The organism is Streptomyces sp. NBC_01012 (assembly GCF_045162755.1).
GTDB lineage: Bacteria > Actinomycetota > Actinomycetes > Streptomycetales > Streptomycetaceae > Streptomyces.
Genome location: NZ_CP108688.1, coordinates 553,592 through 571,627, shown reverse-complemented (window position 1 = coordinate 571,627; position 18,036 = coordinate 553,592). Strand labels below are relative to the sequence as shown.

The following is an 18,036-nucleotide window of genomic DNA, read 5'->3' as shown; positions in this document are numbered from 1 at the left end:
TCAGGACCGCGCCGCGAGTGCCGTGCGGATCTCCCCCACGAACGGTTCCAGGTCACCCGGGTCACGCGAGGTGATCAGTGTCCAGCCGCCGGAACCGTCCGTCACGACCGGTTCGTCGGTCCACTCGCCCCCCGCGTTGCGGATGTCGGTCCGCAGTGACGGGTAGGACGTCATCCGCTTGCCCATGACGACATCCGCCTCGACCAGCGCCCAGGGGCCGTGGCAGATGGCCGCGACCGAGCGGCCGGAGTCCGTGAAGGAACGGACGATCCCTGTGGTGGCGCTCCGGAGCCGGAGGGAGTCGGCGTTGAGCGTGCCGCCCGGGACGAGCAGCAGGTCGTATTCCGTGGGGTCGGCGTCGTCCAGTGTCAGATCGGGCCTGACCCTCTTCCCCGGGTCCTTGTCACCGACCAGCGTCACGATGTCGTCCATCGACACGGCCGCGACATCGACCTGTGCCCCCGCACCGCGGAGGCGCTCGACCGGCACCACCAGCTCGTCCTGCTCCACGCCGTAGTTGGTGACCACGGCCAGTACCCTGCGCTGCTTCACACCGTTGTCCGTCATCGGTATCCGCCTTTCCTGGCCCGGAACACGGGTCCGTGTCGCTCAGGCCCCGTCGTCGTCCTGGATGTGGACCGCCGCCTCCTCGGCGGAGGCCGCGCCCCCGTCGATGCCGACGTCCCGGCCCAGCACCCTGTTGTTGCGTTCGGCCCCGGGCTCCTCGTCGGTGACGGCGACGCGCCCCGCGCGCTCGTCCCCCGCGTCGTCCTCCTCGGGACCGTTGTCCTCCGGCCCGTCGGCGGCCCGGTCGGCCGGGAGAGGATCGTCCTCGGGCACCTCCTGCGCGAGACGCCGGTCGAGGGACTCGCCCTCCCGCTGCTCCTCGCCTGTCGTGCCGTACTTCGACACGCCCAGCGGCTTCTCCGGAGGGGAGTACCCCGTGTCCAGCATGTCGTCGAGGTCGGGCTCGTCGATCACGTTCTCCGGGTCGAGTCCGTCATCGGGCCGGTTGTCCGCGTCCGAGCCTTCCGGCTGGTAGACGTCGTCGCCGCGTCCTTGTTCCGACATCGGGGCGCTCCTTCCCGTCGGCCCCGGCAGCTTATGACCGATCCCCGGCCGCTGCGACCGGGGCGGGGGAGGCACCCGAGCGGCCGGGGCGGCTCGCCGAGTCTCGCCGAGATAGGAACGCTTGTTCTAATGCTCGGCTAGACTTGTTTCCATGTCCGTTCATCTCCAGGGTTCACTGTTCGACCAGGCAGACCGCCCGCAGCTGGGTCCGCTCGCCGGGCTGCGCAGGACGGTCCTCGGCGACGGGGCGTGGATCGACCTGCTGCCGGGCTGGCTGAGCGGCGCGGACGACCTCTTCGCCGAGCTCGTGAAGGCGGTGCCGTGGCAGGCCGAGCAGTGGCAGATGTACGACCGTATGGTCGCCGTGCCCCGGCTGCTCGCCCACTATGCCGCCCAGGACACACTTCCTGACCCTGTGCTGTACGAGGCACGTGAGGCACTGTCCTGCCACTACGCCGACGAGCTGGGCGAGCCCTTCACCACGGCCGGCCTCTGTTACTACCGTGACGGCCGCGACAGCGTCGCCTGGCACGGCGATCTGTCCGGGCGCAGCCGGTACCGGGACACCATGGTGGCGATCCTCTCCCTCGGGGCCCCGCGCGATCTGCTGCTGCGTCCCCGTGACGGCGGGGACATCGTGCGCCGCCCGCTGGGTCACGGCGACCTGATCGTCATGGGCGGCTCCTGCCAGCGGACCTGGCAGCACGCCATTCCCAAGACCGCGCACGCCAAGGGGCCGCGGATCAGCGTTCAGTACCGCCCCCGCGGAGTGCGCTGACCCGGTGGCGTCGGGCGCGGTGATCAGCCCATCAGGTCGGCGGCCGAGAGGTGTTCCACCGTCACACCGGTCTCGGTGAACGTCCGGGTGACCGTCCCCGAGGTGTAGACCCACAGGATGCGCAGCGGTGTGTCGCCGACGTTCCGGAAGAGGTGGGGTATCGGGGACGGGATGTACGTGGTGTCGAAGCGTTCGAGGCGGGTCGCCTCCCCCTCCACCAGCACCTCGGCCTCGCCCTCCAGGATCGTCACGTGCTCGTCGCAGTTGTGCGAGTGCATCGGCGCCCCTGATCCCACCGGATAGACGCTCATCCCGCTGGTGATCAGATTCTCGCCGTCGGACGAGGGGGTCGTGACCAGAGGAGTCGTCACGACCGCACCTCCCCGGTCCAGCAGACGGACGGAAGCGGTCTTGATGATGACGGTCATGCGGAATCCCTCTCAAGGTCGGTGCCTCGTGCGACGTTAGGCGCCTGTCCTCTTCATGAGAGGCATCCGGCGTGCAGCTTTACCTTGCATTCCGAGGAGGGTGAGCATCAGCGGCTCAGGGGTACGGTCGGCTCCCGTCACACGGTCGATTCGCCTCTGTCACCGATGAAAGGCAGACAACACCCATGCGTCTTCCCGTACTCGCCGCCGAAGAAATGAACGAACAACAACGGGAACTCCATGCCAGGATCACGGCACGCCGCGGTGGTGTCCGCGGGCCTTTCCGGGTGTGGTTGCAGAGCCCCGGTCTGTGCGAGCGGGTGGAGTCGCTCGGTGCGTTCGTACGGTTCGATTCGAGCCTGCCGAAGCACCTGCGGGAACTCACCCTGCTGGTGGCCGCGCGCCACTTCGACGCGCAGTACTCCTGGAACGCACATGTGGCCGCGGCCGTGGAGGCCGGTATCCCCGCGGAGGCCGTCGAGGCCATCGCGGAGCGCGGGGAGCCGGTGTTCGCCGACGAGGCGGACGCCGCCTTCCACGCCTTCTGCCAGGAACTGCTGGAGACCCACTTCGTCTCCGACGACACCTTCGCCCGGGCCCACAAGCACTTCGGCTCACAGGCACTGGTCGACGCCATCGGCTCGCTGGGCAACTTCACGATGCTCGGCATGTGTCTCAACGCCTTCCAGGTCGATCTCCAGGCCGACCGTGAGCCCCCCTTCCCCGACATCCGCGGCTTCGGCCGCGTCACCGGCGGCGGGGACCGGTCCCAGCCATGACAGCCCGCCCCGAGCCGGCCATCAGCACCGTGGACCGACCGGCCCCCGCGCAGCCGGTGGTCCGCATCCGAGACCTCGCCAAGAGCTTCGGCGGCGCCGTCGCGCTCCGGGGTGTCTCGCTTGACATCCGCCCCGGTGAGATCCACGCCCTGATGGGCGTGAACGGCGCGGGCAAGTCCACCCTCGTCCAGCTCCTCTCGGGGGCGCACCACGGGGACGGCGGCACCATCGAGATCGGCGGCACGAGTCACTCCGGACTCACCCCGCGCAAGGCCCGTCAGCTCGGCATATCGACGGTCCCGCAGCGCCGTGAACTGGTGACGGCGCTGACCGTCGCCGAGAACATCCTGCTCGGTGACCTGCCCGCCTCGCGCTCCGTGGTGTCGTGGCGGTCCGTGGAACGCGAGGCCCGCCAGGCCCTGCTCGACCTGGACATCGACATCGATGTGAAGCGGACGGCGGGAGAACTCACCGTCGCCGAGCAGACGATGGTGGAGGTCGCCCGTGAGGTGCGGCGCGGCGGCAAGGTCCTCATCCTTGACGAGCCGACCGCCTGCCTGGGAGCCGCGGCCGCGGACCAGATCAGGAGTCTGGTGCGGACCCTGCGGGACGAGGGCGTCGCCGTCGTCTACATCTCGCACTACATCGACGAGGTCCTCGCGCTCGCGGACCACATCACCGTGCTCCGCGACGGATCCGTGGTGCACGGCGGACCCGCGTCGGACACCGACCCGGCCGGCCTCGTCCGCCACATGGCCGGCCGCGACGTGGTGTCCCGGCGTCCCGAACGCCCGGCCCCCTCGCAGTCGGTGGCGCTGACCGTACGGGGCCTCTCCCACGGCCGGAGCATCGCCGACTTCGGCGTCCAGGTGCGCAGGGGCGAGATCGTCGGCGTGCTCGGCCCGGCCGGGGACGCGCAGTCACGGCTGTTCGACCTGCTGTCCGGCCGACTGCGTCCCGATTCCGGTGAGATGGAGGTGGGAGGGGCGCCCGTGCCCTTCGGCCGTGTCGGGCGCTCCCTGGCCGGCGGCCTCCGCTGCGTCACCGGGGACCGCCGCGCACTGGGACTGATACCGGGGCTCTCGGTGGACGAGAACCTGATGCTCGCCACCGACCGGCTGGGCGGGCGCAGGCTCCAGCGCTGGGCCGACATGACCCGCCGCGCGGCCCCGCGCCGCGAGAGCTACGGCGTCGTCTCGCTGACCCGCAATCCGGCGGTCGGCAGTCTCTCCGGCGGCAACCAGCAGAAGGTCCTGCTGGCCAAGTGGCTGGAGACCTCGCCCGTCGCCTGCTTCCTGGAGGACCCCACCAACGGTGTCGACGTGGCAGCCATCGCCGACATCCACGTACTCATCGACGAACTCGCCTCCCGGGGGGTGGCCGTCCTGCTCGCCTCCTCGTCGGCCGAGGAGGTCATGCGCCTCTCCGACCGTGTGATCGTCGTCAGCGCGGGCCGTGTGGTCGCCGAGCACGACGTCAACGCCATCACTCACGACGAACTCGTCGCCACCGCCCTCGGAGGACAACCCCGATGAGCATCACAGCTCCGCCGGAGACACCCGGTACCAGGACCACGAAGCACACCAGGAAGTCAGGGCACTTCCGTAGGCTGAGCGGCGTCCCGCACATCGGTCTGATCGTCGTGCTGATCCTCGTCGTCGTGTTCGCCGGCGTCGAGACCGACTCGTTCGCCACGTCGGTGAACCTCGTGAACGTCCTCAGGCAGGTCAGCGTCGTGGCGGTCATCGCCGCGGGACTCACGCTGCTGATGACGGCCGGCGGCATGGACTTCTCGATGGGCAGCAACGCGGCGGTCACCACCGCCGTAGCCGCGCAGTTCCTCGCCGACGGCAGGTCGACCACCTTCACCGTGGTCGTGTCGCTCCTGCTGGCCACCGTGATCGGGCTCGTCAACGGCCTGGTCGTGACCTACACCAGGGTGGCACCGTTCGTCGCCACCCTGGCCACCGCCACACTCCTGGACGGTGTCGCACTGCTGGTCCTCGACGGGCTCAGTGTCTCCATCGGCGAGCACCTGTCCACGCTGGGCTCCGACAAGACGCTCGGCCTGCCGAACCTGCTGATCGTGGCCGTCCTGGTGCTGGCCGTGGTCGGCCTGGTCATGAGGTTCACGGTCTTCGGGCGGGACGCCTTCGCGATCGGCGGCAACGAACACGTCGCCCGGCTCAGCGGCATCAACGTCAACCGGCAGAAGCTGGTGCTCTACGCCCTCGCCGGCGCGCTCGCGGGCCTGGCCGGGCTGATGCTGCTGTCCCGGCTCGGCGCGAGCAGCCCGGGGACGGGCGGTCTCCAGCTCCAGCTCACCGCGGTGGCCTCGGTCGTGATCGGCGGCACCATGCTCGTCGGCGGGCACGGAACGATCATCGGCACCTGCCTGGGTGTGGTGTTGCTCGGAGTCGTGGCCAACGCGCTGAACCTCCTCCAGGTGTCCAGCTACTTCCAACAGATATCCGTGGGCGCGGTGCTGCTCGTCGCCGCCGTCGCCAACCAGCTCCACAAGAAGTCCTCACACCACTGAACGCACGCCCGCACGCTTCGAAAGGCCCCTCCTGTGACCCTTTCTGTTCGTACACACAGAGCCACTGCCGCCTCCGTCGCCGGACTCGCTCTCCTGCTGAGCGGTTGCGGTGCCGGTGCTTCCGACGACGGGTCGGTCACCCTGGGATTCGTCAACGGCGGTGACACCGAGTTCCACACCTGTCTCCAGGCGTCCATCGAGGACACCGCCCACGCGAAGAACGCCAAGCTCTACACGGCCAACTCCCACCAGAACCCGGGTACGGAGCTGTCCAACATCGAGGACATGATCTCGCGCAACGTCGACGCGCTCATCGTGCAGACGGTCAACGTCGACGCGCTGAAGGGCGACATCGCGAAGGCGAAGGGCGCGAACATACCCATCTTCCTGACCTCCGTGGTGACCGACGACCCCTCCGAGATCCTCGGAGCCGTGGTGGTCGACCTCAAGCAGGTGGGCGAGCTGGACGCCGAGTACATCGAGAAGCAGGCCGCAGGCAGGAACGTCCAGGTCGGTGTGATCGCCGGAGCGCCCGGCGCCGCCTCCGACCTGCTGGTCAACGGCTTCACCAAGGCACTGCCGGCCAACGCGAAAGTCGTGGCGAACCAGCCGGGCATGTTCAACGCGGCCAAGGCGCAGGACGTCGCCGAGAACATGATCCAGGCCCACCCGGACATGGACTACGCCTTCGTCGCGAACGAGGAGATGGCCCTGGCGGCGCTCAAGGCCTTCACGGCGGCCGAGGCGGATGTGAAGATCGTGACGGTGAACGGCACCGACCAGGGGCTGGCCGCGGTCAAGGACGGACGCTTCGCGGCGACCGTCGCGAACTCCGCCCTGACCACCGGAAGGATCGCCATCACCAACACCGTCTCACTGCTCGACGACAAGAAGACCGACAAGATCGCCATGAGCCCGATCAGCCTCATCACCGCCGACAACGTGAACAACGCCCCCCAGTACTGCTCCGTCGAGGAGAAGAAGAAGCCCTGACCCACCGGCCCCCACGCCCCTGATGCAGGAACCTCGCCCCCACGCTCGACCGCACACCCATCACACCTGACACGGCCGGGGGCGCCTCCGGCCGTGACGGGGCCGGAGGAGAACATGGACCGTCTGCTTCTCATGCGAAGCTTCGTGACCGTCGCCAACGTGGGCAGCTTCAGTGGGGCCGCCAAACTGCTGAGCTCGTCCGGATCGCTCGTCTCACGCCATGTGGCCGAACTGGAGCGGCAGATAGGCGTCCGCCTGGTCAATCGCACCGCGCGCTCCGTGAGCCTCACGGAACCCGGCCGGCGGTACGCGGAGTTCTCCTCCCGCATACTCGACGAGATCGAGGCGGAGGACTCCACCATCGCGCAGCGGCACGACAGGGCGGAGGGTTCGCTCAGCATCATCTGTCCCAAATGGATAGGAAGCCTGGACCTGGGCGACGCCATCGCCGCTTTCTCCGCCGCACATCCGAAAATAGTCGTGCGTTTCGAGCTCGGCGGAATGTCGGACCGTACCTACGATTTCCTCGACAGCGGATTCGACGTCGCCTTTCACACCAGAGATCTGCGCGACTCCAGCGTCCGCCTGAAGAAGGTCTCCTCGCTGCCGTTCGTGCTCTGCGCCTCCCAGGAGTACGTGAAGCGGCACGGCACGCTCGGTCATCCGAACGACATCGCCGCGCACGACTGCCTGGTCCATGTGAACGACCCGGTCTGGCGGATCGGCCACGGACACGCGAGCACCCTGCACAAGATCAGGAACGTCGCCTTCCTGTCGAACTCCTACATCGCCCTGCAGAAGGCGGCCGTGCACAGCCGCGGGATCGCCCTGCTCCCGCAGCGCTCGGCGTACGACGACCTCCTCTCCGGCGCGCTCCAGGTCCTGCTCCCCGAGCTGGCCGTGCCCGACAGGCCCCTCTTCGCGATCTACGGACCGGGCCAGGACACCCCGCGCAAGGTGACCGTCTTCCTCGACTTCCTCACCCGGTGGTTCTCCAGCAATCCCATCGCAGCCATCACCAGGTGAACGGAGAACGGCCGTCCCCCGGAATGCGACCGGGCGTGCAAGCAGCGATTGCGGCATGAGCGGCGCAGGACCGTTGAGGCAGCGGGGACGGAAAATTACGATCAGCTGAACCGGCGTCCGTGCAGGCCCACGAACGCGTTCCTGGAAAGAGGAGTTCATGGGAATCCAGAGAATCGAATCGGTGACCTACGGCGTCGAAGATCTCGATCAGTGCGTGCGCTTCTTCGAGGATTTCGGCCTCGCGCTCGTGGACCGTTCCGGCGAACGCGCCACGTTCGAGACACTCGCGGGCCAGACACTCCACCTCGACACCACCCCCGACCCGTCGTTGCCGGCGCCGCTGGAAGACACCCCGACCATCCGGGAGGTCGTCTGGGGCGTCGACACACCCGGGCAACTGAAGACACTCGTGGCCGCGGTCGCCGAGGACCGCGAGGTCACCACCACCGCCGACGGCACCCACCACAGCGTCGACGAGACGGGCTTCGGCCTCGGCCTCACCCTCGCGAAACCGCGCGCACTGCCCGCGCCCGGGACACGCGGTCCCAATGTGTCGGGCAACGTGCGCCGCTGGAACGAGTCGCTCGGGCCCGTGGGCCGGGTGCGCCCGTTGCGCATGTGCCATGTCGCACTCAACATCCCCAAGGCAGGCCAGGAACGGGCTGTCGCGTTCTACGTCGACCGCCTCGGCTTCAGGCCCACCGACATCGTCAAGCCCATGGGCACCTTCATGCAGTGCGAGGGCGACGACGACCAGCACAACTTCCTGCTGTGCCACCGCCCCGACCGGGCCGGCGTGAACCATGTGTCCTACGAGGTCCCCGGCTTCGACGACGTCATCGAGGGCGGCAACCACATGATCGCCCAGGGCTGGACGGAGGCACGCAGGCTCGGCCGGCACACCGTCGGCTCCAATGTCTTCCGGTTCGTCCACGCACCCTGCGGAGGCCGCGTGGAGTACGCGGCGGACATGGACCGGGTCGACGACTCCTACGGGACACGCGTGCACGAGACCACACCGCCGCACCACATCTGGACCCTGCGCAGTTCCCGTGACACACCCGGGAACCCCGCCTCCTGACACCCCCGTCCGCCGAGCGTGAGAGGGCACACGCACCCATGACGACGAACCACGCATACCCCGACATCCGTATGTTCATCGCAGGTGAGTGGTGCGAGGGAGAGACCGGGCAGACCGCGCCGGTACTGAACCCGGCCACCGAGGACGTGATCGGACACGTACCGCTCGCCACCCCCGCGGACCTCGACCGCGCCGCCGATGCCGCCGAGGCCGGCTTCGTGACCTGGCGCGACACCCCGGTCGCCGAGCGCACGGCGATCCTCCACAAGGCCGCCGACCTGCTGACCTCCCGCAGCGCCGAGGTCGGCCGGATCATGACCCTGGAACAGGGCAAGCCCCTGCGCGAGGCGAGCGGCGAGGCCGAGCGGGTCGCCGGGACCCTGCGCTGGGACGCCGACGACGCCCGCCGCGCCTACGGCCGGGTGATCCCCTCCGAGCAGGGCACCCTGCTCACCGTGCGCCGCCACCCGATCGGGCCGGTCGCCGCCTTCACCCCCTGGAACTTCCCCGCCGGCGGGCCGATGCGCAAGATCGCCGCGGCGCTCTCGGCCGGCTGCTCCATCGTCATCAAGGCCTCCGAGGAGACCCCGGGCACCGTCGTGCAGCTGATCCGCTGCTTCGAGGACGCGGGTGTGCCCGCGGGAGTCCTCAACCTGGTGTTCGGTGAACCCGCCGAGGTCTCGGACCACCTCATCAAGCACCCGGCGACCCGGCTGATCGCCTTCACCGGGTCCGTGCCCGTCGGCAAGCTCCTGTCGGCCGCCGCCGGCGCCGAGATGAAGCCGTCCCTCATGGAGCTGGGCGGACACGCGCCGGTCATCGTGTGCGAGGACGCCGACCCCGTCGCCGCCGCCCGCCGTGCCGCCGCCGCGAAGTTCGCCAACGCCGGCCAGGTCTGCACCTCGCCCAGCCGCTTCCTGGTGCACGAGAGCCTCCTGGAGGAGTTCACCGCGGAGTTCGTCCGAGCGGCCGACGCGGTCGTCGTCGGCGACGGCCTCGACGCCGGCGTCACCATGGGCCCGCTCGCCAACGCGCGCAGGCTGAAGGCCGTCGAGGCCCTGACGGCCGACGCGGTGGCCGGGGGCGCCGAGGTACGCACCGGCGGTGAGCGCCTCGACCGCCCGGGGTACTTCTTCGCACCCACCGTCCTCACCGGCGTGCCCGACGACGCGGCCCTGATGTCCGAGGAACCCTTCGGCCCCATCGCACCGATCGTCGGCTTCACCGGACTCGACGACGCCCTGCGCATCGCCAACGCGCTCCCGTACGGCCTCGCCGCGTACGGCTTCACCCGCTCCACGGCCACCGCCGAGCGCCTCACCCGCGAGTTCGAGGCCGGCATCCTCTCCATCAACCACTGCGGAGGGTCGGTCCACGAGGCACCGTCCGGGGGAGTCAAGGCCAGCGGCTACGGCCGCGAAGGCGGCCCCGAGGGCCTCGACGCCTACCTCGTCACCAAGCGCGTCTCCCACCTGCTGGCCGGCTGAACGGCCGTGCGCTACACCAGAGTCTCCATGGGCGGCCGGGCGGTATGGGGCCGCGTCGAGGACGACGCCGTGCGCCTGCTGTCCGACTCGCCGCTGGAGAGCGATCCCACGGTCATCGGCACGGTCCCGGTCGCCGACGCGGTCTGGCTGCCACCGGTCGTGCCGCCCGTCTTCTACGCCGTCGGCATGAACTACCCCCGCCACATCGAGCACGCACGTCTGCGGGGCGACAAGGCCGGGGTCGTGCCGGAGCGGCCCGAGCCCGGCTACCGGGCGAACAACGCGCTCACCGGCCATGGCACGGCGATCGTGAAACCCGCCGGTGTCCAGGGCAGGTTCGAGGCCGAGCCCGAGCTCGTCGCGGTCATCGGCCGGACGCTGAAGCACGCCACGTACCAGGAGGCGCGGGACGCCGTCGTCGGCTGGACCATCGGCAACGACGTCAGCGCCCGTGTCTGGCAGCACGCGGACCGCTCGTTCTGGCGCAGCAAGAACAGCGACACCTTCAAGCCGATGGGCCCCTGGATCGAGACCGAAGTCGATGCCCTCGACCAGACCACCACCCTGCGGGTCAACGGCGATGTACGCGCCTCGTTCCCGACCGGCGACATGGTCTTCGACCCCTTCGACTACCTGGTCGAGATGACCGGGCACCTCACCCTGAACCCCGGTGACGTGCTGTGGATGGGCGCCGAGTCCACCTGCCAGATCGAGCCGGGCGACACCGTCGACGTCGAGATCAGCGGCATCGGTGTCCTGTCCAACCCCGTCAGGGCGGAGACCGCCCGCCCTCAGCCACCCCACCCGGAAGGCAGCACGCGATGAGCAAGGAACCCCGCTACATCCACCACGTCAACTTCCCCACGACCGACAGCGACCGCACCGCCGAGTGGTACACCAAGGTCTTCGGCATGAAGAGGATCATGCCGAAGTCCAACACCCGCGTCGTGCTGATGACCCGCGGCAACTTCGACCTGCACTTCACGCCGGTCGAGGAGATGGACCGGATGGCGCCCTACCACTTCGCCGTCGAGGTCGACGACTGGGACGAGTTCCTGGCGCACCTCAAGGAACTGGGCATCCGCCACACCCGCCCCATCGAACGCCCCGAGAACCAGTCGAAGTTCTGCTACATCCACGACCCCGACCACACCATGATCGAGCTGGTCTTCCACGGCAGGCGCCCCAACTAGAGCCCCCAGCGCTCGCTAAGGAGATCGTTTTCATGCCCTACGTCGATTCCGACGGCGCGTCCATCTACTACGAACGGCACGGCGACGGCCCCGCCATCGTGTTCGTGCACGGCTCGGGGGGACACCACGCGGCATGGTGGCAGCAGGTCGCCGCGCTGCGGGACGAGTTCACCGTCGTCACCCTCGATCTGCGCGGCTTCGGGAAGACCGAGCTGTCGGCGCCGCAGAGCGAGTTCGACGGCCAGGCCTTCCACGGCGATGTCGTCGCCGTCCTCGACCAGGAGGACCTGACCGACGCCATGCTGGTCGGCCAGTCCATCGGCTCGGTCGCCGCGCTGCGCGCCGGCCTGGTGCGCCCCGAGCGCGTCGCATCGGTGGTACTCGGCCACTCACTCGGCGGGATCAGCCATCCCGAGCTCAAGGAGCTGGCGGCGGCCGACCGCGCCGATGCGGTCAAGCTGCCCGTCATCGACCGGCTGCTCACGCGCCCGTTCCAGCAGGAGCGGGCGGACCTCACCTTCCTGTTCCGGCAGATGGGCACGTTCAACGTCGCCACGATGCAGGACCTCCGCAACCTCGACACCGACGGCCCCGGCCTGGACGAGATCCGCGCATCCGGCGTCAGGGTCGCCTTCCTCGCCGGCGAGAAGGACGCGGTGCTGAGCGTCAGGACGGTCACCCGCGCCCACGAGCTGCTGGAGGGCTCACACCTGGAGATCGTCCCCGGCGCCCCGCACTCCATGTACTGGGAGACACCACGGGCGTACAACGCCGCCGTCGCCCACCTGCGCCGTACCCTCACCGCACCGAAGGAAGCCGCATGAGCAACATCACCCTCGGCGCCGCCGAAGAGATCATCGACGCCGCCCACAAGTGTGCCCTGACGTTCGGGAAGGCGGTGAGCGTCGCCGTGGTGGATGCCGGAGGCTTCGTCGTGGCCATCCGCCGCCCCGACGGGGCGCGCCCTCTCACCCCGGACATCGCCAGGGCCAAGGCCTACACCGCGGCCGTCATGCAGCGCCCCGGCAGGATGCTGAAGCAGTGGCAGGAGAGCCAGCCGGTGTTCTTCTCCCAGCTGTCCCAGCTGCCCGGCGCCGCCCTGCCCATCATGGCGGCCGACGGCAGCGTCACGATCAAGAGGGACGGCGAGATCATCGGCGGACTCGGCATCGCAGGCGGCACCGCGGACGAGGACCAGAGGATCGCGGACGACGTCCTGGAGTCCCTCGGCTACGAGCTGGAGTTCGACGCCTGGGGCGTCTCGGGCAAGCCCGCAGGAAAGGAAGCCTGAGCCATGGCTGACACGTTCAACTTCCGTATCGACCACCACGGCAGCCTGGTACGCCCGGCCGCCCTCCTGGCAGCCCGCGAGCGGACGGCCAGGGGAGAGGCGGACCCCGGGGCGGTGCGTGAGGCCGAACTCGCGGCGGTCAAGGAAGCCGTGGTCCTCCAGCGCAGGCTGCGCTCCACGGTCGTCACCGACGGCGACCTGCCCCGCGAGGACTTCCGCAGCGCGGTGCTCGAAGGGGTGACCGGCTTCCGGCGCACCGGCGACGAGACGGACGGGCCGGCCCGCTGGGTCGCCGAGTCCCTGCCCAAGGCGAACGGCCCGCTGCTCGCCGACCAGGTGTCCCTGCTGAGCGAGCTCACACTGATCGCGCCCAAGGCGTCCCTGCCCTCGCCCGCCTACCTCGCCGCCACCTGCTTCGACGCGGAGGCGGCGGGCCGGGGCGGCCCCGCCTCGGCACGCGAGCTCGGCGAGGCGCTGGCCGAGATCATCCACGCGGAGATACAGCTGCTGATCTCCCGGGGCGTCCGCCTGGTCCAGCTGAACAATCCGCTGCTGCTCGCCCACACCGCCGCCGAGCCGGGCCGTGCCGGTGCGCTCTCCTTCGAGGACGCCCTGGCTGTCGACGCCCTCGCCGTACCGGAGGGGGAGCGTCCCGAAGGCGTCAGGATCGGCCTGGCCCCCGGCTGGGAGGCCCCGGCGACGGTCGACCGCGGCAGGGCCGAGCGGCTGTACGCCGCCGTCCCCGTCGACCGGTGGATCCTGCCCTACGGCAAGGGCGACGACGCCGAGCTCGACCTGCTGAGGGCCCTTCCCGAGGACCGTGACGCCTGTCTGGGAGCGGTCGACGCGACCGACCCGGAGATCGAGGAGATCGACACGGTGATGGCGCGGATCGACGCCGCGGCCGAGGTCAAGGACCTGGAGGACATGGCGCTCGCGCCGACCCGGGGGTTCGCGGACATCGCGGGACGCCCGCTGCTGAGCGCCGACGACCAGAACCGCAAGCTGGTCCAGGTGGAGACACTCGCCCGCTACTGCTGGGGCAACGAGTTCTGACACAGGACACACAGGACGCACGGCACAGACGAGACACGACACACGGAGACCCGGGCCGGCCCGCAGGAGGACCGGTCCGGGCCGCTCGCACGGCGCTCTACAGGACGTCGGCGAAGGTGACGGACCGTTCGGTCAGCAGCGGCCGCACCGTGCCCACGATGAGCTCGTCGAAGTAGTCGGCACCTGAGTGGGCGTCGAAGCCGGCCCGGTCGGCGTAGCGCTCGTAGAGGACGAACGCGCCGGGACGGTTCACCTCGGCGTGCACCTCGTACCCGAGGTTTCCCGGCTCGGTCAGCGTGTGCTCCCGCATCTTGAGCAGTGCGGCGCGCACGGTGGCCTCGTTCGCGGGGTCGCAGAGGTAGTGGGCGATGACGGCGAATGCCATGGGTCGGTCTCCTTGTCGAACACGGCGTCGGCACGGCGTGGGTACGGCGTGCGCGGGGCGTCGGGTGTGTGCCGATTCCAGCACAGCGCACGCCCGCCGCGCCGTGCGTGACGTGCAAGCAATGTCTGCCGCCGCGGCTCTGGTCCCCCCAGCCGTTGTGCTGTGTTGTCGTGTCGACCACACGTCGTCCCCTCTGCACACCGCGGACCCGCCGCGGTCGAACGGGAGAAATGATCCAGATGCGCACCATGGAAACCCTCCTCGGCGGACAGTGGGTGGCGGCCGGCGAGTGGCTGCAGGTCCACGACCCGTCCGACACCCGTACCCCCGTCGCCCGAGTGCCCGCACTGGGCGCCCAGGAGGTCGCCCGCGCCTACGACGAGGCGCAGAAGGGCTTCGCCCTCTGGCGGCGCACCAACCCCTTCGAGCGGGCCAGGATCTTCCACGGGGCGGCCCGCCTGCTCCGTGAGCGGGCCGCCACGATCGCTCAGGACGTGGTCGCCGAGAACGGCAAGACGCTGAAGGAGGCGAGCGGCGAGGTCCAGAAGGCCGCCGACTTCTTCGAGTACTACGCCGGCCTCGCCCGCAGCGGCTACGGCACGCTGATCCACGACGCCCGCCCCGACACCCGTACGAGCTTCCACCACGAGCCGGTCGGCATCGTGCTGGCCGTCACGCCGTGGAACGACCCGCTGCTCACCCCGGCCCGCAAGCTGGCGCCCGCCCTGGCCACCGGCAACGCCGTCGTCCTCAAGCCGGCCTCCGAGACCCCGATGTCGGCCCTCCACCTGGCCCGCGCACTGCACGACGCGGGGCTGCCCGCCGGTGTACTCGGCGTCGTCACCGGGCGTGGCGGCACGATCTCCGCGCCCCTGCTCGATGACGTCCGTGTCGCCGCGGTCACCTTCACCGGGTCGAACTCCGTCGGCGAGGGGATCCGCAGGTCGCTCGCCGACCGCAACGTCCGCTTCCAGGGGGAGCTGGGCGGCAAGAACGCCACCGTCGTGCTCGCCGACGCCGACCTGGGGGCCGCCGTGCAGGCGCTGATGGTGGCCGGCTTCGGACAGGCGGGCCAGCGGTGCACCGCCACCAGCCGTGTCCTGGTCGAACGCGCGGTCCACGAGGAGTTCACCGGTCTGCTCCTGGACGCGGTCGCCGGGCTGCGTCTCGGGCCCGGTGCCTCGGACACCACAGGCGTCGGCCCGCTCGTCAGCACCGGACAGCGTGAGAGCGTACTGAAGGACATCGAGCGCGCCGTGCGGGAGGGTGCGACCGTCCTCACGGGCGGCACGGCCCCGCAGGACGCGGAGCACGCCCATGGCTGCTACGTCAGCCCGACCGTCCTGGGCGACGTCACCCGGGAGATGGCAGTCTGGCGCGACGAGGTCTTCGGGCCGGTCGTGGTCGTGCGTCCCGTCGACAGCTTCGACGAGGCCGTCAAGGAGGTCAACGACTCCGACTTCGGGCTCGCCGCCGCCCTCTTCACCCGCGACCTGCGCGCCGCGCACCGCTTCGCGGACGAGGCGGACTGCGGGCAGGTCGCCGTCAACACGGCGACCACGGGATGGGACGTGCACCACCCCTTCGGCGGGTTCCGCGACTCGGGCTCGGCCTTCAAGGAGCAGGGCACCGAAGCCCTGCGCTTCTACACCCGCGTCAAGACCGTCGCCTTCAACTTCGGTCACTGACACGCGGGTCCACAGGAAAGGAGGATGCCGGTGAAGGAAGAGACGATCGGCATCGTCGGCGCGGGCATCGTGGGTCTGGCCACGGGCCGCGAGATCACGCTGCGCCGTCCGGGTACACGGGTGGTGGTCCTCGACAAGGAGGACCAGGTCGCGGCCCACCAGACCGGACACAACTCGGGTGTGGTGCACGCCGGGATCTACTACCCGCCGGGCAGCCTGAAGGCCGACCTGTGCGTACGGGGGGTGTCCCTGCTGCGCGAGTACTGTCAGGAACGGCAGCTGCCGTACCAGGAGACCGGCAAACTCGTCGTCGCCGTGCGCGAGGACGAACTGGGCCGCATGGAGAATCTCTACGAGCGTGCCAGGAACAACCACGTGCCCGATCTGCGGAAGATCTCCAAGGAGGAGATCAGGGAGATCGAGCCCAACGCCGGCGGTGTCGCGGCGCTCCACTCGCCCCGTACGGCGATCACCGACTACCCGGCCGTCGCCCGGCAGTTCGCCGCGGACATCGTGTCCTCGGGCGGCGAGGTGAGGCTCGGCTTCCCGGTCACCGCCCTCACGGACGTGCCCGACGGCATCGAGGTGGCCTCGGGCGACGAGCGGATCCGGGTCGACCGGCTGATCCTGTGCGCGGGGCTCCAGTCGGACTCCGTCGCCGGTCTGGCCAAGGACACGAAGGAGCCCAGGATCGTGCCCTTCCGGGGCGAGTACATGCTCCTCAAACCGGACAGGACCGACCTCGTGCGCGGCCTGATCTACCCCGTGCCCGACCCGCGTTACCCCTTCCTCGGGGTGCACTTCACGCCCAGGGTCGACGGCTCGGTGGAGGTCGGCCCGAACGCCGTACTGGCGCTCGCCAAGGAGGGCTACAGGCTGTCCGACGTGTCCATGAAGGACCTCGCACGGCTCGCGGCCTACCCGGGCGTCTGGAAGATGGCCGCACAGCACTGGAGAACGGGCATCAAGGAGTACCGCGGCTCGCTCTCCACCCGGGCCTTCATGAAGGCAGCGGGCGACTACGTGCCCGGTGTGGGCACCGCGGACGTGGTCCGGGGCGGGGCCGGGGTACGCGCCCAGGCCCTCGATCCCGACGGCTCGCTCGTGGACGACTTCCGCATCCACCGGATGGGCCGCGTCACCGCCGTACGCAACGCCCCCTCGCCGGCCGCGACCGCCTCCATGGCCATCGCCGAGCACATCCGCGACGCGGTGTTCGCGGGCGCGGACGGCACGGTCTGACCTCGCGCCACCTGCCCGTTCGCGCAACAACTGCTTGCACGCCCGGATCTGCGCAAGCACCCCTCACCGGTTCTAACGTCTGACGCGCAGCACTCACCCCGAGACACCCCGCAACGAAAGAGGCACACCATGTTCGTGGTCGACACCCAGATCCACATCTGGAAGGAAGAGGCCCCGGACCGCCCCTGGGTCCCCGGAGCCCGCGAGCGGATCCGCCTCAACGGCCACCGTGAGGAAGCCTTCTCGTACGAGGAGGCCCTGGAGCTGATGGACGAGGCCGGCGTCAACCGGGCGCTGATCCTCCCGCCGTCCTGGGAGGGCAACCGCATCGACTACGCCCTGGAGGCGTGCGAGGCCCACCCGGACCGCTTCGGCATCATGGCCCGAGTCCCCCAGGACAACGAGGTCGAGGGCACGGCCATGCTGAGGGACTTCGCGCAGAACCCGCACATCAAGGGCACCCGCCTCACCTTCCACCGCCCGCAGGACCGCAACTGGATGATCGACGGCACCAACGACTGGTACTGGCCGGTCGCCGAGGAGCTACGCGTCCCGACGATGGTGCACGCGCCGATCTGGAAGAAGGAGCTCGGCGGGATCGCGGCCAAGCACCCGAACCTGAAGATCATCATCGACCACATGGGCATCATGGCCCGCTGCGTCGACGACGCCATCGGCTACTGGGTCGCCGAGACCGCCGACCTGCACGGTCACCCGAACATCTACGTCAAGCTCTCCGCCCTGCCGGGATACTCGACGGAAGCCTTCCCGAACAAGAACATCGAGAAGTACGTCCGCGAGATGGTCGACAGGATGGGCCCCGAGCGCTGCTTCTACGGCACCGACATCACCCGCCTGCTCGGCCACGGCATCACCTACACCGACACCATCGAGCAGTTCACCAAGCACTGGGACTTCACCCCCGAGGAGCTCGAGTGGATGATGGGCCGCGGTGTCAGCGAGGTCCTGGACTGGCCGGTCGAGGGCTGAGGGAACACC

Annotated in this window: 20 protein-coding genes; 16 read left to right on the top strand and 4 right to left on the bottom strand. The window is 69.7% G+C overall.

The window, feature by feature from the left end:
* Both OG623_RS02485 and OG623_RS02480 read right to left on the bottom strand, forming a co-directional pair.
* Nucleotides 1-567: a type 1 glutamine amidotransferase domain-containing protein gene (locus tag OG623_RS02485; RefSeq protein WP_406143863.1), complete on the bottom strand. Its 567-nt coding sequence runs from the start codon at nucleotides 565-567 to the stop codon at nucleotides 1-3.
* A 42-nt stretch (nucleotides 568-609) separates the two neighbouring features.
* Complete coding sequence (locus tag OG623_RS02480) at nucleotides 610-1,071, bottom strand: DUF5709 domain-containing protein (RefSeq protein WP_406143861.1); 462 nt, start codon at nucleotides 1,069-1,071, stop codon at nucleotides 610-612.
* A gap of 151 nt (nucleotides 1,072-1,222) precedes the next feature.
* On the opposite strand from OG623_RS02480, the gene OG623_RS02475 reads away from it, so the two are divergent.
* Nucleotides 1,223-1,849: an alpha-ketoglutarate-dependent dioxygenase AlkB gene (locus OG623_RS02475; RefSeq protein ID WP_406143860.1), complete on the top strand. Its 627-nt coding sequence runs from the start codon at nucleotides 1,223-1,225 to the stop codon at nucleotides 1,847-1,849.
* A gap of 23 nt (nucleotides 1,850-1,872) precedes the next feature.
* On the opposite strand, the gene OG623_RS02470 is transcribed toward OG623_RS02475, so the two are convergent.
* A complete protein-coding gene (locus tag OG623_RS02470; RefSeq protein WP_406143858.1) occupies nucleotides 1,873-2,277 on the bottom strand; it encodes a cupin domain-containing protein in 405 nt (134 codons plus the stop codon).
* A gap of 185 nt (nucleotides 2,278-2,462) precedes the next feature.
* On the opposite strand from OG623_RS02470, the gene OG623_RS02465 reads away from it, so the two are divergent.
* From OG623_RS02465 to OG623_RS02410, 12 genes are all read left to right on the top strand, one after another.
* Nucleotides 2,463-3,056 (top strand): carboxymuconolactone decarboxylase family protein, encoded by a 594-nt coding sequence (locus OG623_RS02465; RefSeq protein WP_406143856.1) that lies wholly within the window; start codon nucleotides 2,463-2,465, stop codon nucleotides 3,054-3,056.
* Nucleotides 3,053-4,591, top strand: a complete 1,539-nt coding sequence (locus tag OG623_RS02460) for a sugar ABC transporter ATP-binding protein (RefSeq protein WP_406143855.1) — start codon at nucleotides 3,053-3,055, stop codon at nucleotides 4,589-4,591. The genes OG623_RS02465 and OG623_RS02460 overlap by 4 nt, the downstream gene beginning before the upstream one ends.
* Nucleotides 4,588-5,595 carry an ABC transporter permease gene (locus OG623_RS02455; protein WP_406143853.1) on the top strand — a complete coding sequence of 336 codons (1,008 nt, stop codon included), beginning with the start codon at nucleotides 4,588-4,590 and terminating at the stop codon, nucleotides 5,593-5,595. The genes OG623_RS02460 and OG623_RS02455 overlap by 4 nt, the downstream gene beginning before the upstream one ends.
* Nucleotides 5,596-5,628: 33 nt before the next feature.
* Entirely contained in the window at nucleotides 5,629-6,588 is a 960-nt protein-coding gene (locus tag OG623_RS02450) for a sugar ABC transporter substrate-binding protein (protein ID WP_406143851.1), read from the top strand.
* Nucleotides 6,589-6,702: 114 nt separating this feature from the next.
* Nucleotides 6,703-7,614: a LysR family transcriptional regulator gene (locus OG623_RS02445; RefSeq protein WP_406143849.1), complete on the top strand. Its 912-nt coding sequence runs from the start codon at nucleotides 6,703-6,705 to the stop codon at nucleotides 7,612-7,614.
* A 157-nt stretch (nucleotides 7,615-7,771) separates the two neighbouring features.
* On the top strand, nucleotides 7,772-8,695 hold the full coding sequence (locus OG623_RS02440) for a VOC family protein (protein ID WP_406143847.1): 924 nt from the start codon (nucleotides 7,772-7,774) through the stop codon (nucleotides 8,693-8,695).
* Between the two features lie 38 nt (nucleotides 8,696-8,733).
* Nucleotides 8,734-10,182, top strand: a complete 1,449-nt coding sequence (locus tag OG623_RS02435) for an NAD-dependent succinate-semialdehyde dehydrogenase (protein WP_406143846.1) — start codon at nucleotides 8,734-8,736, stop codon at nucleotides 10,180-10,182.
* A gap of 6 nt (nucleotides 10,183-10,188) precedes the next feature.
* Complete coding sequence (locus OG623_RS02430) at nucleotides 10,189-11,007, top strand: fumarylacetoacetate hydrolase family protein (RefSeq protein WP_406143845.1); 819 nt, start codon at nucleotides 10,189-10,191, stop codon at nucleotides 11,005-11,007.
* On the top strand, nucleotides 11,004-11,375 hold the full coding sequence (locus tag OG623_RS02425) for a VOC family protein (RefSeq protein WP_406143843.1): 372 nt from the start codon (nucleotides 11,004-11,006) through the stop codon (nucleotides 11,373-11,375). Before OG623_RS02430 ends, OG623_RS02425 begins: the two co-directional genes overlap by 4 nt.
* A 32-nt stretch (nucleotides 11,376-11,407) precedes the next feature.
* On the top strand, nucleotides 11,408-12,199 hold the full coding sequence (locus tag OG623_RS02420; RefSeq protein ID WP_406143841.1) for an alpha/beta fold hydrolase: 792 nt from the start codon (nucleotides 11,408-11,410) through the stop codon (nucleotides 12,197-12,199).
* Entirely contained in the window at nucleotides 12,196-12,666 is a 471-nt protein-coding gene (locus tag OG623_RS02415) for a heme-binding protein (protein WP_406143839.1), read from the top strand. Before OG623_RS02420 ends, OG623_RS02415 begins: the two co-directional genes overlap by 4 nt.
* 3 nt (nucleotides 12,667-12,669) lie before the next feature.
* Complete coding sequence (locus OG623_RS02410) at nucleotides 12,670-13,722, top strand: methionine synthase II (cobalamin-independent)-like protein (protein ID WP_406143837.1); 1,053 nt, start codon at nucleotides 12,670-12,672, stop codon at nucleotides 13,720-13,722.
* 97 nt (nucleotides 13,723-13,819) lie between these two features.
* On the opposite strand, the gene OG623_RS02405 is transcribed toward OG623_RS02410, so the two are convergent.
* Entirely contained in the window at nucleotides 13,820-14,107 is a 288-nt protein-coding gene (locus OG623_RS02405; RefSeq protein WP_406143835.1) for a putative quinol monooxygenase, read from the bottom strand.
* A gap of 239 nt (nucleotides 14,108-14,346) precedes the next feature.
* Here OG623_RS02405 and OG623_RS02400 point away from each other — a divergent pair, with 239 nt between their 5' ends.
* From OG623_RS02400 to OG623_RS02390, 3 genes are all read left to right on the top strand, one after another.
* Nucleotides 14,347-15,795: an aldehyde dehydrogenase family protein gene (locus OG623_RS02400; RefSeq protein WP_406143834.1), complete on the top strand. Its 1,449-nt coding sequence runs from the start codon at nucleotides 14,347-14,349 to the stop codon at nucleotides 15,793-15,795.
* Nucleotides 15,796-15,825: 30 nt separating this feature from the next.
* Nucleotides 15,826-17,037 carry an L-2-hydroxyglutarate oxidase gene (gene lhgO, locus OG623_RS02395; protein WP_406143832.1) on the top strand — a complete coding sequence of 404 codons (1,212 nt, stop codon included), beginning with the start codon at nucleotides 15,826-15,828 and terminating at the stop codon, nucleotides 17,035-17,037.
* 129 nt (nucleotides 17,038-17,166) lie between these two features.
* A complete protein-coding gene (locus OG623_RS02390; RefSeq protein WP_406143830.1) occupies nucleotides 17,167-18,027 on the top strand; it encodes an amidohydrolase family protein in 861 nt (286 codons plus the stop codon).
* The last annotated feature ends 9 nt before the right edge of the window (nucleotides 18,028-18,036 follow it).

Bases quoted from the DNA above. Each gene is read 5' to 3' on its own strand.
- OG623_RS02460 (WP_406143855.1), top strand. From the start codon at position 3,053: ATGACAGCCCGCCCCGAGCCGGCCATCAGCACCGTGGACCGACCGGCC.
- OG623_RS02465 (WP_406143856.1), top strand. From the start codon at position 2,463: ATGCGTCTTCCCGTACTCGCCGCCGAAGAAATGAACGAACAACAACGG.
- OG623_RS02445 (WP_406143849.1), top strand. From the start codon at position 6,703: ATGGACCGTCTGCTTCTCATGCGAAGCTTCGTGACCGTCGCCAACGTG.
- OG623_RS02440 (WP_406143847.1), top strand. From the start codon at position 7,772: ATGGGAATCCAGAGAATCGAATCGGTGACCTACGGCGTCGAAGATCTC.
- OG623_RS02420 (WP_406143841.1), top strand. From the start codon at position 11,408: ATGCCCTACGTCGATTCCGACGGCGCGTCCATCTACTACGAACGGCAC.
- OG623_RS02480 (WP_406143861.1), bottom strand. From the start codon at position 1,071: ATGTCGGAACAAGGACGCGGCGACGACGTCTACCAGCCGGAAGGCTCG.
- OG623_RS02455 (WP_406143853.1), top strand. From the start codon at position 4,588: ATGAGCATCACAGCTCCGCCGGAGACACCCGGTACCAGGACCACGAAG.
- OG623_RS02390 (WP_406143830.1), top strand. From the start codon at position 17,167: ATGTTCGTGGTCGACACCCAGATCCACATCTGGAAGGAAGAGGCCCCG.
- OG623_RS02410 (WP_406143837.1), top strand. From the start codon at position 12,670: ATGGCTGACACGTTCAACTTCCGTATCGACCACCACGGCAGCCTGGTA.
- OG623_RS02415 (WP_406143839.1), top strand. From the start codon at position 12,196: ATGAGCAACATCACCCTCGGCGCCGCCGAAGAGATCATCGACGCCGCC.
- OG623_RS02470 (WP_406143858.1), bottom strand. From the start codon at position 2,277: ATGACCGTCATCATCAAGACCGCTTCCGTCCGTCTGCTGGACCGGGGA.
- OG623_RS02475 (WP_406143860.1), top strand. From the start codon at position 1,223: ATGTCCGTTCATCTCCAGGGTTCACTGTTCGACCAGGCAGACCGCCCG.
- OG623_RS02435 (WP_406143846.1), top strand. From the start codon at position 8,734: ATGACGACGAACCACGCATACCCCGACATCCGTATGTTCATCGCAGGT.
- OG623_RS02405 (WP_406143835.1), bottom strand. From the start codon at position 14,107: ATGGCATTCGCCGTCATCGCCCACTACCTCTGCGACCCCGCGAACGAG.
- OG623_RS02425 (WP_406143843.1), top strand. From the start codon at position 11,004: ATGAGCAAGGAACCCCGCTACATCCACCACGTCAACTTCCCCACGACC.
- OG623_RS02400 (WP_406143834.1), top strand. From the start codon at position 14,347: ATGCGCACCATGGAAACCCTCCTCGGCGGACAGTGGGTGGCGGCCGGC.
- OG623_RS02485 (WP_406143863.1), bottom strand. From the start codon at position 567: ATGACGGACAACGGTGTGAAGCAGCGCAGGGTACTGGCCGTGGTCACC.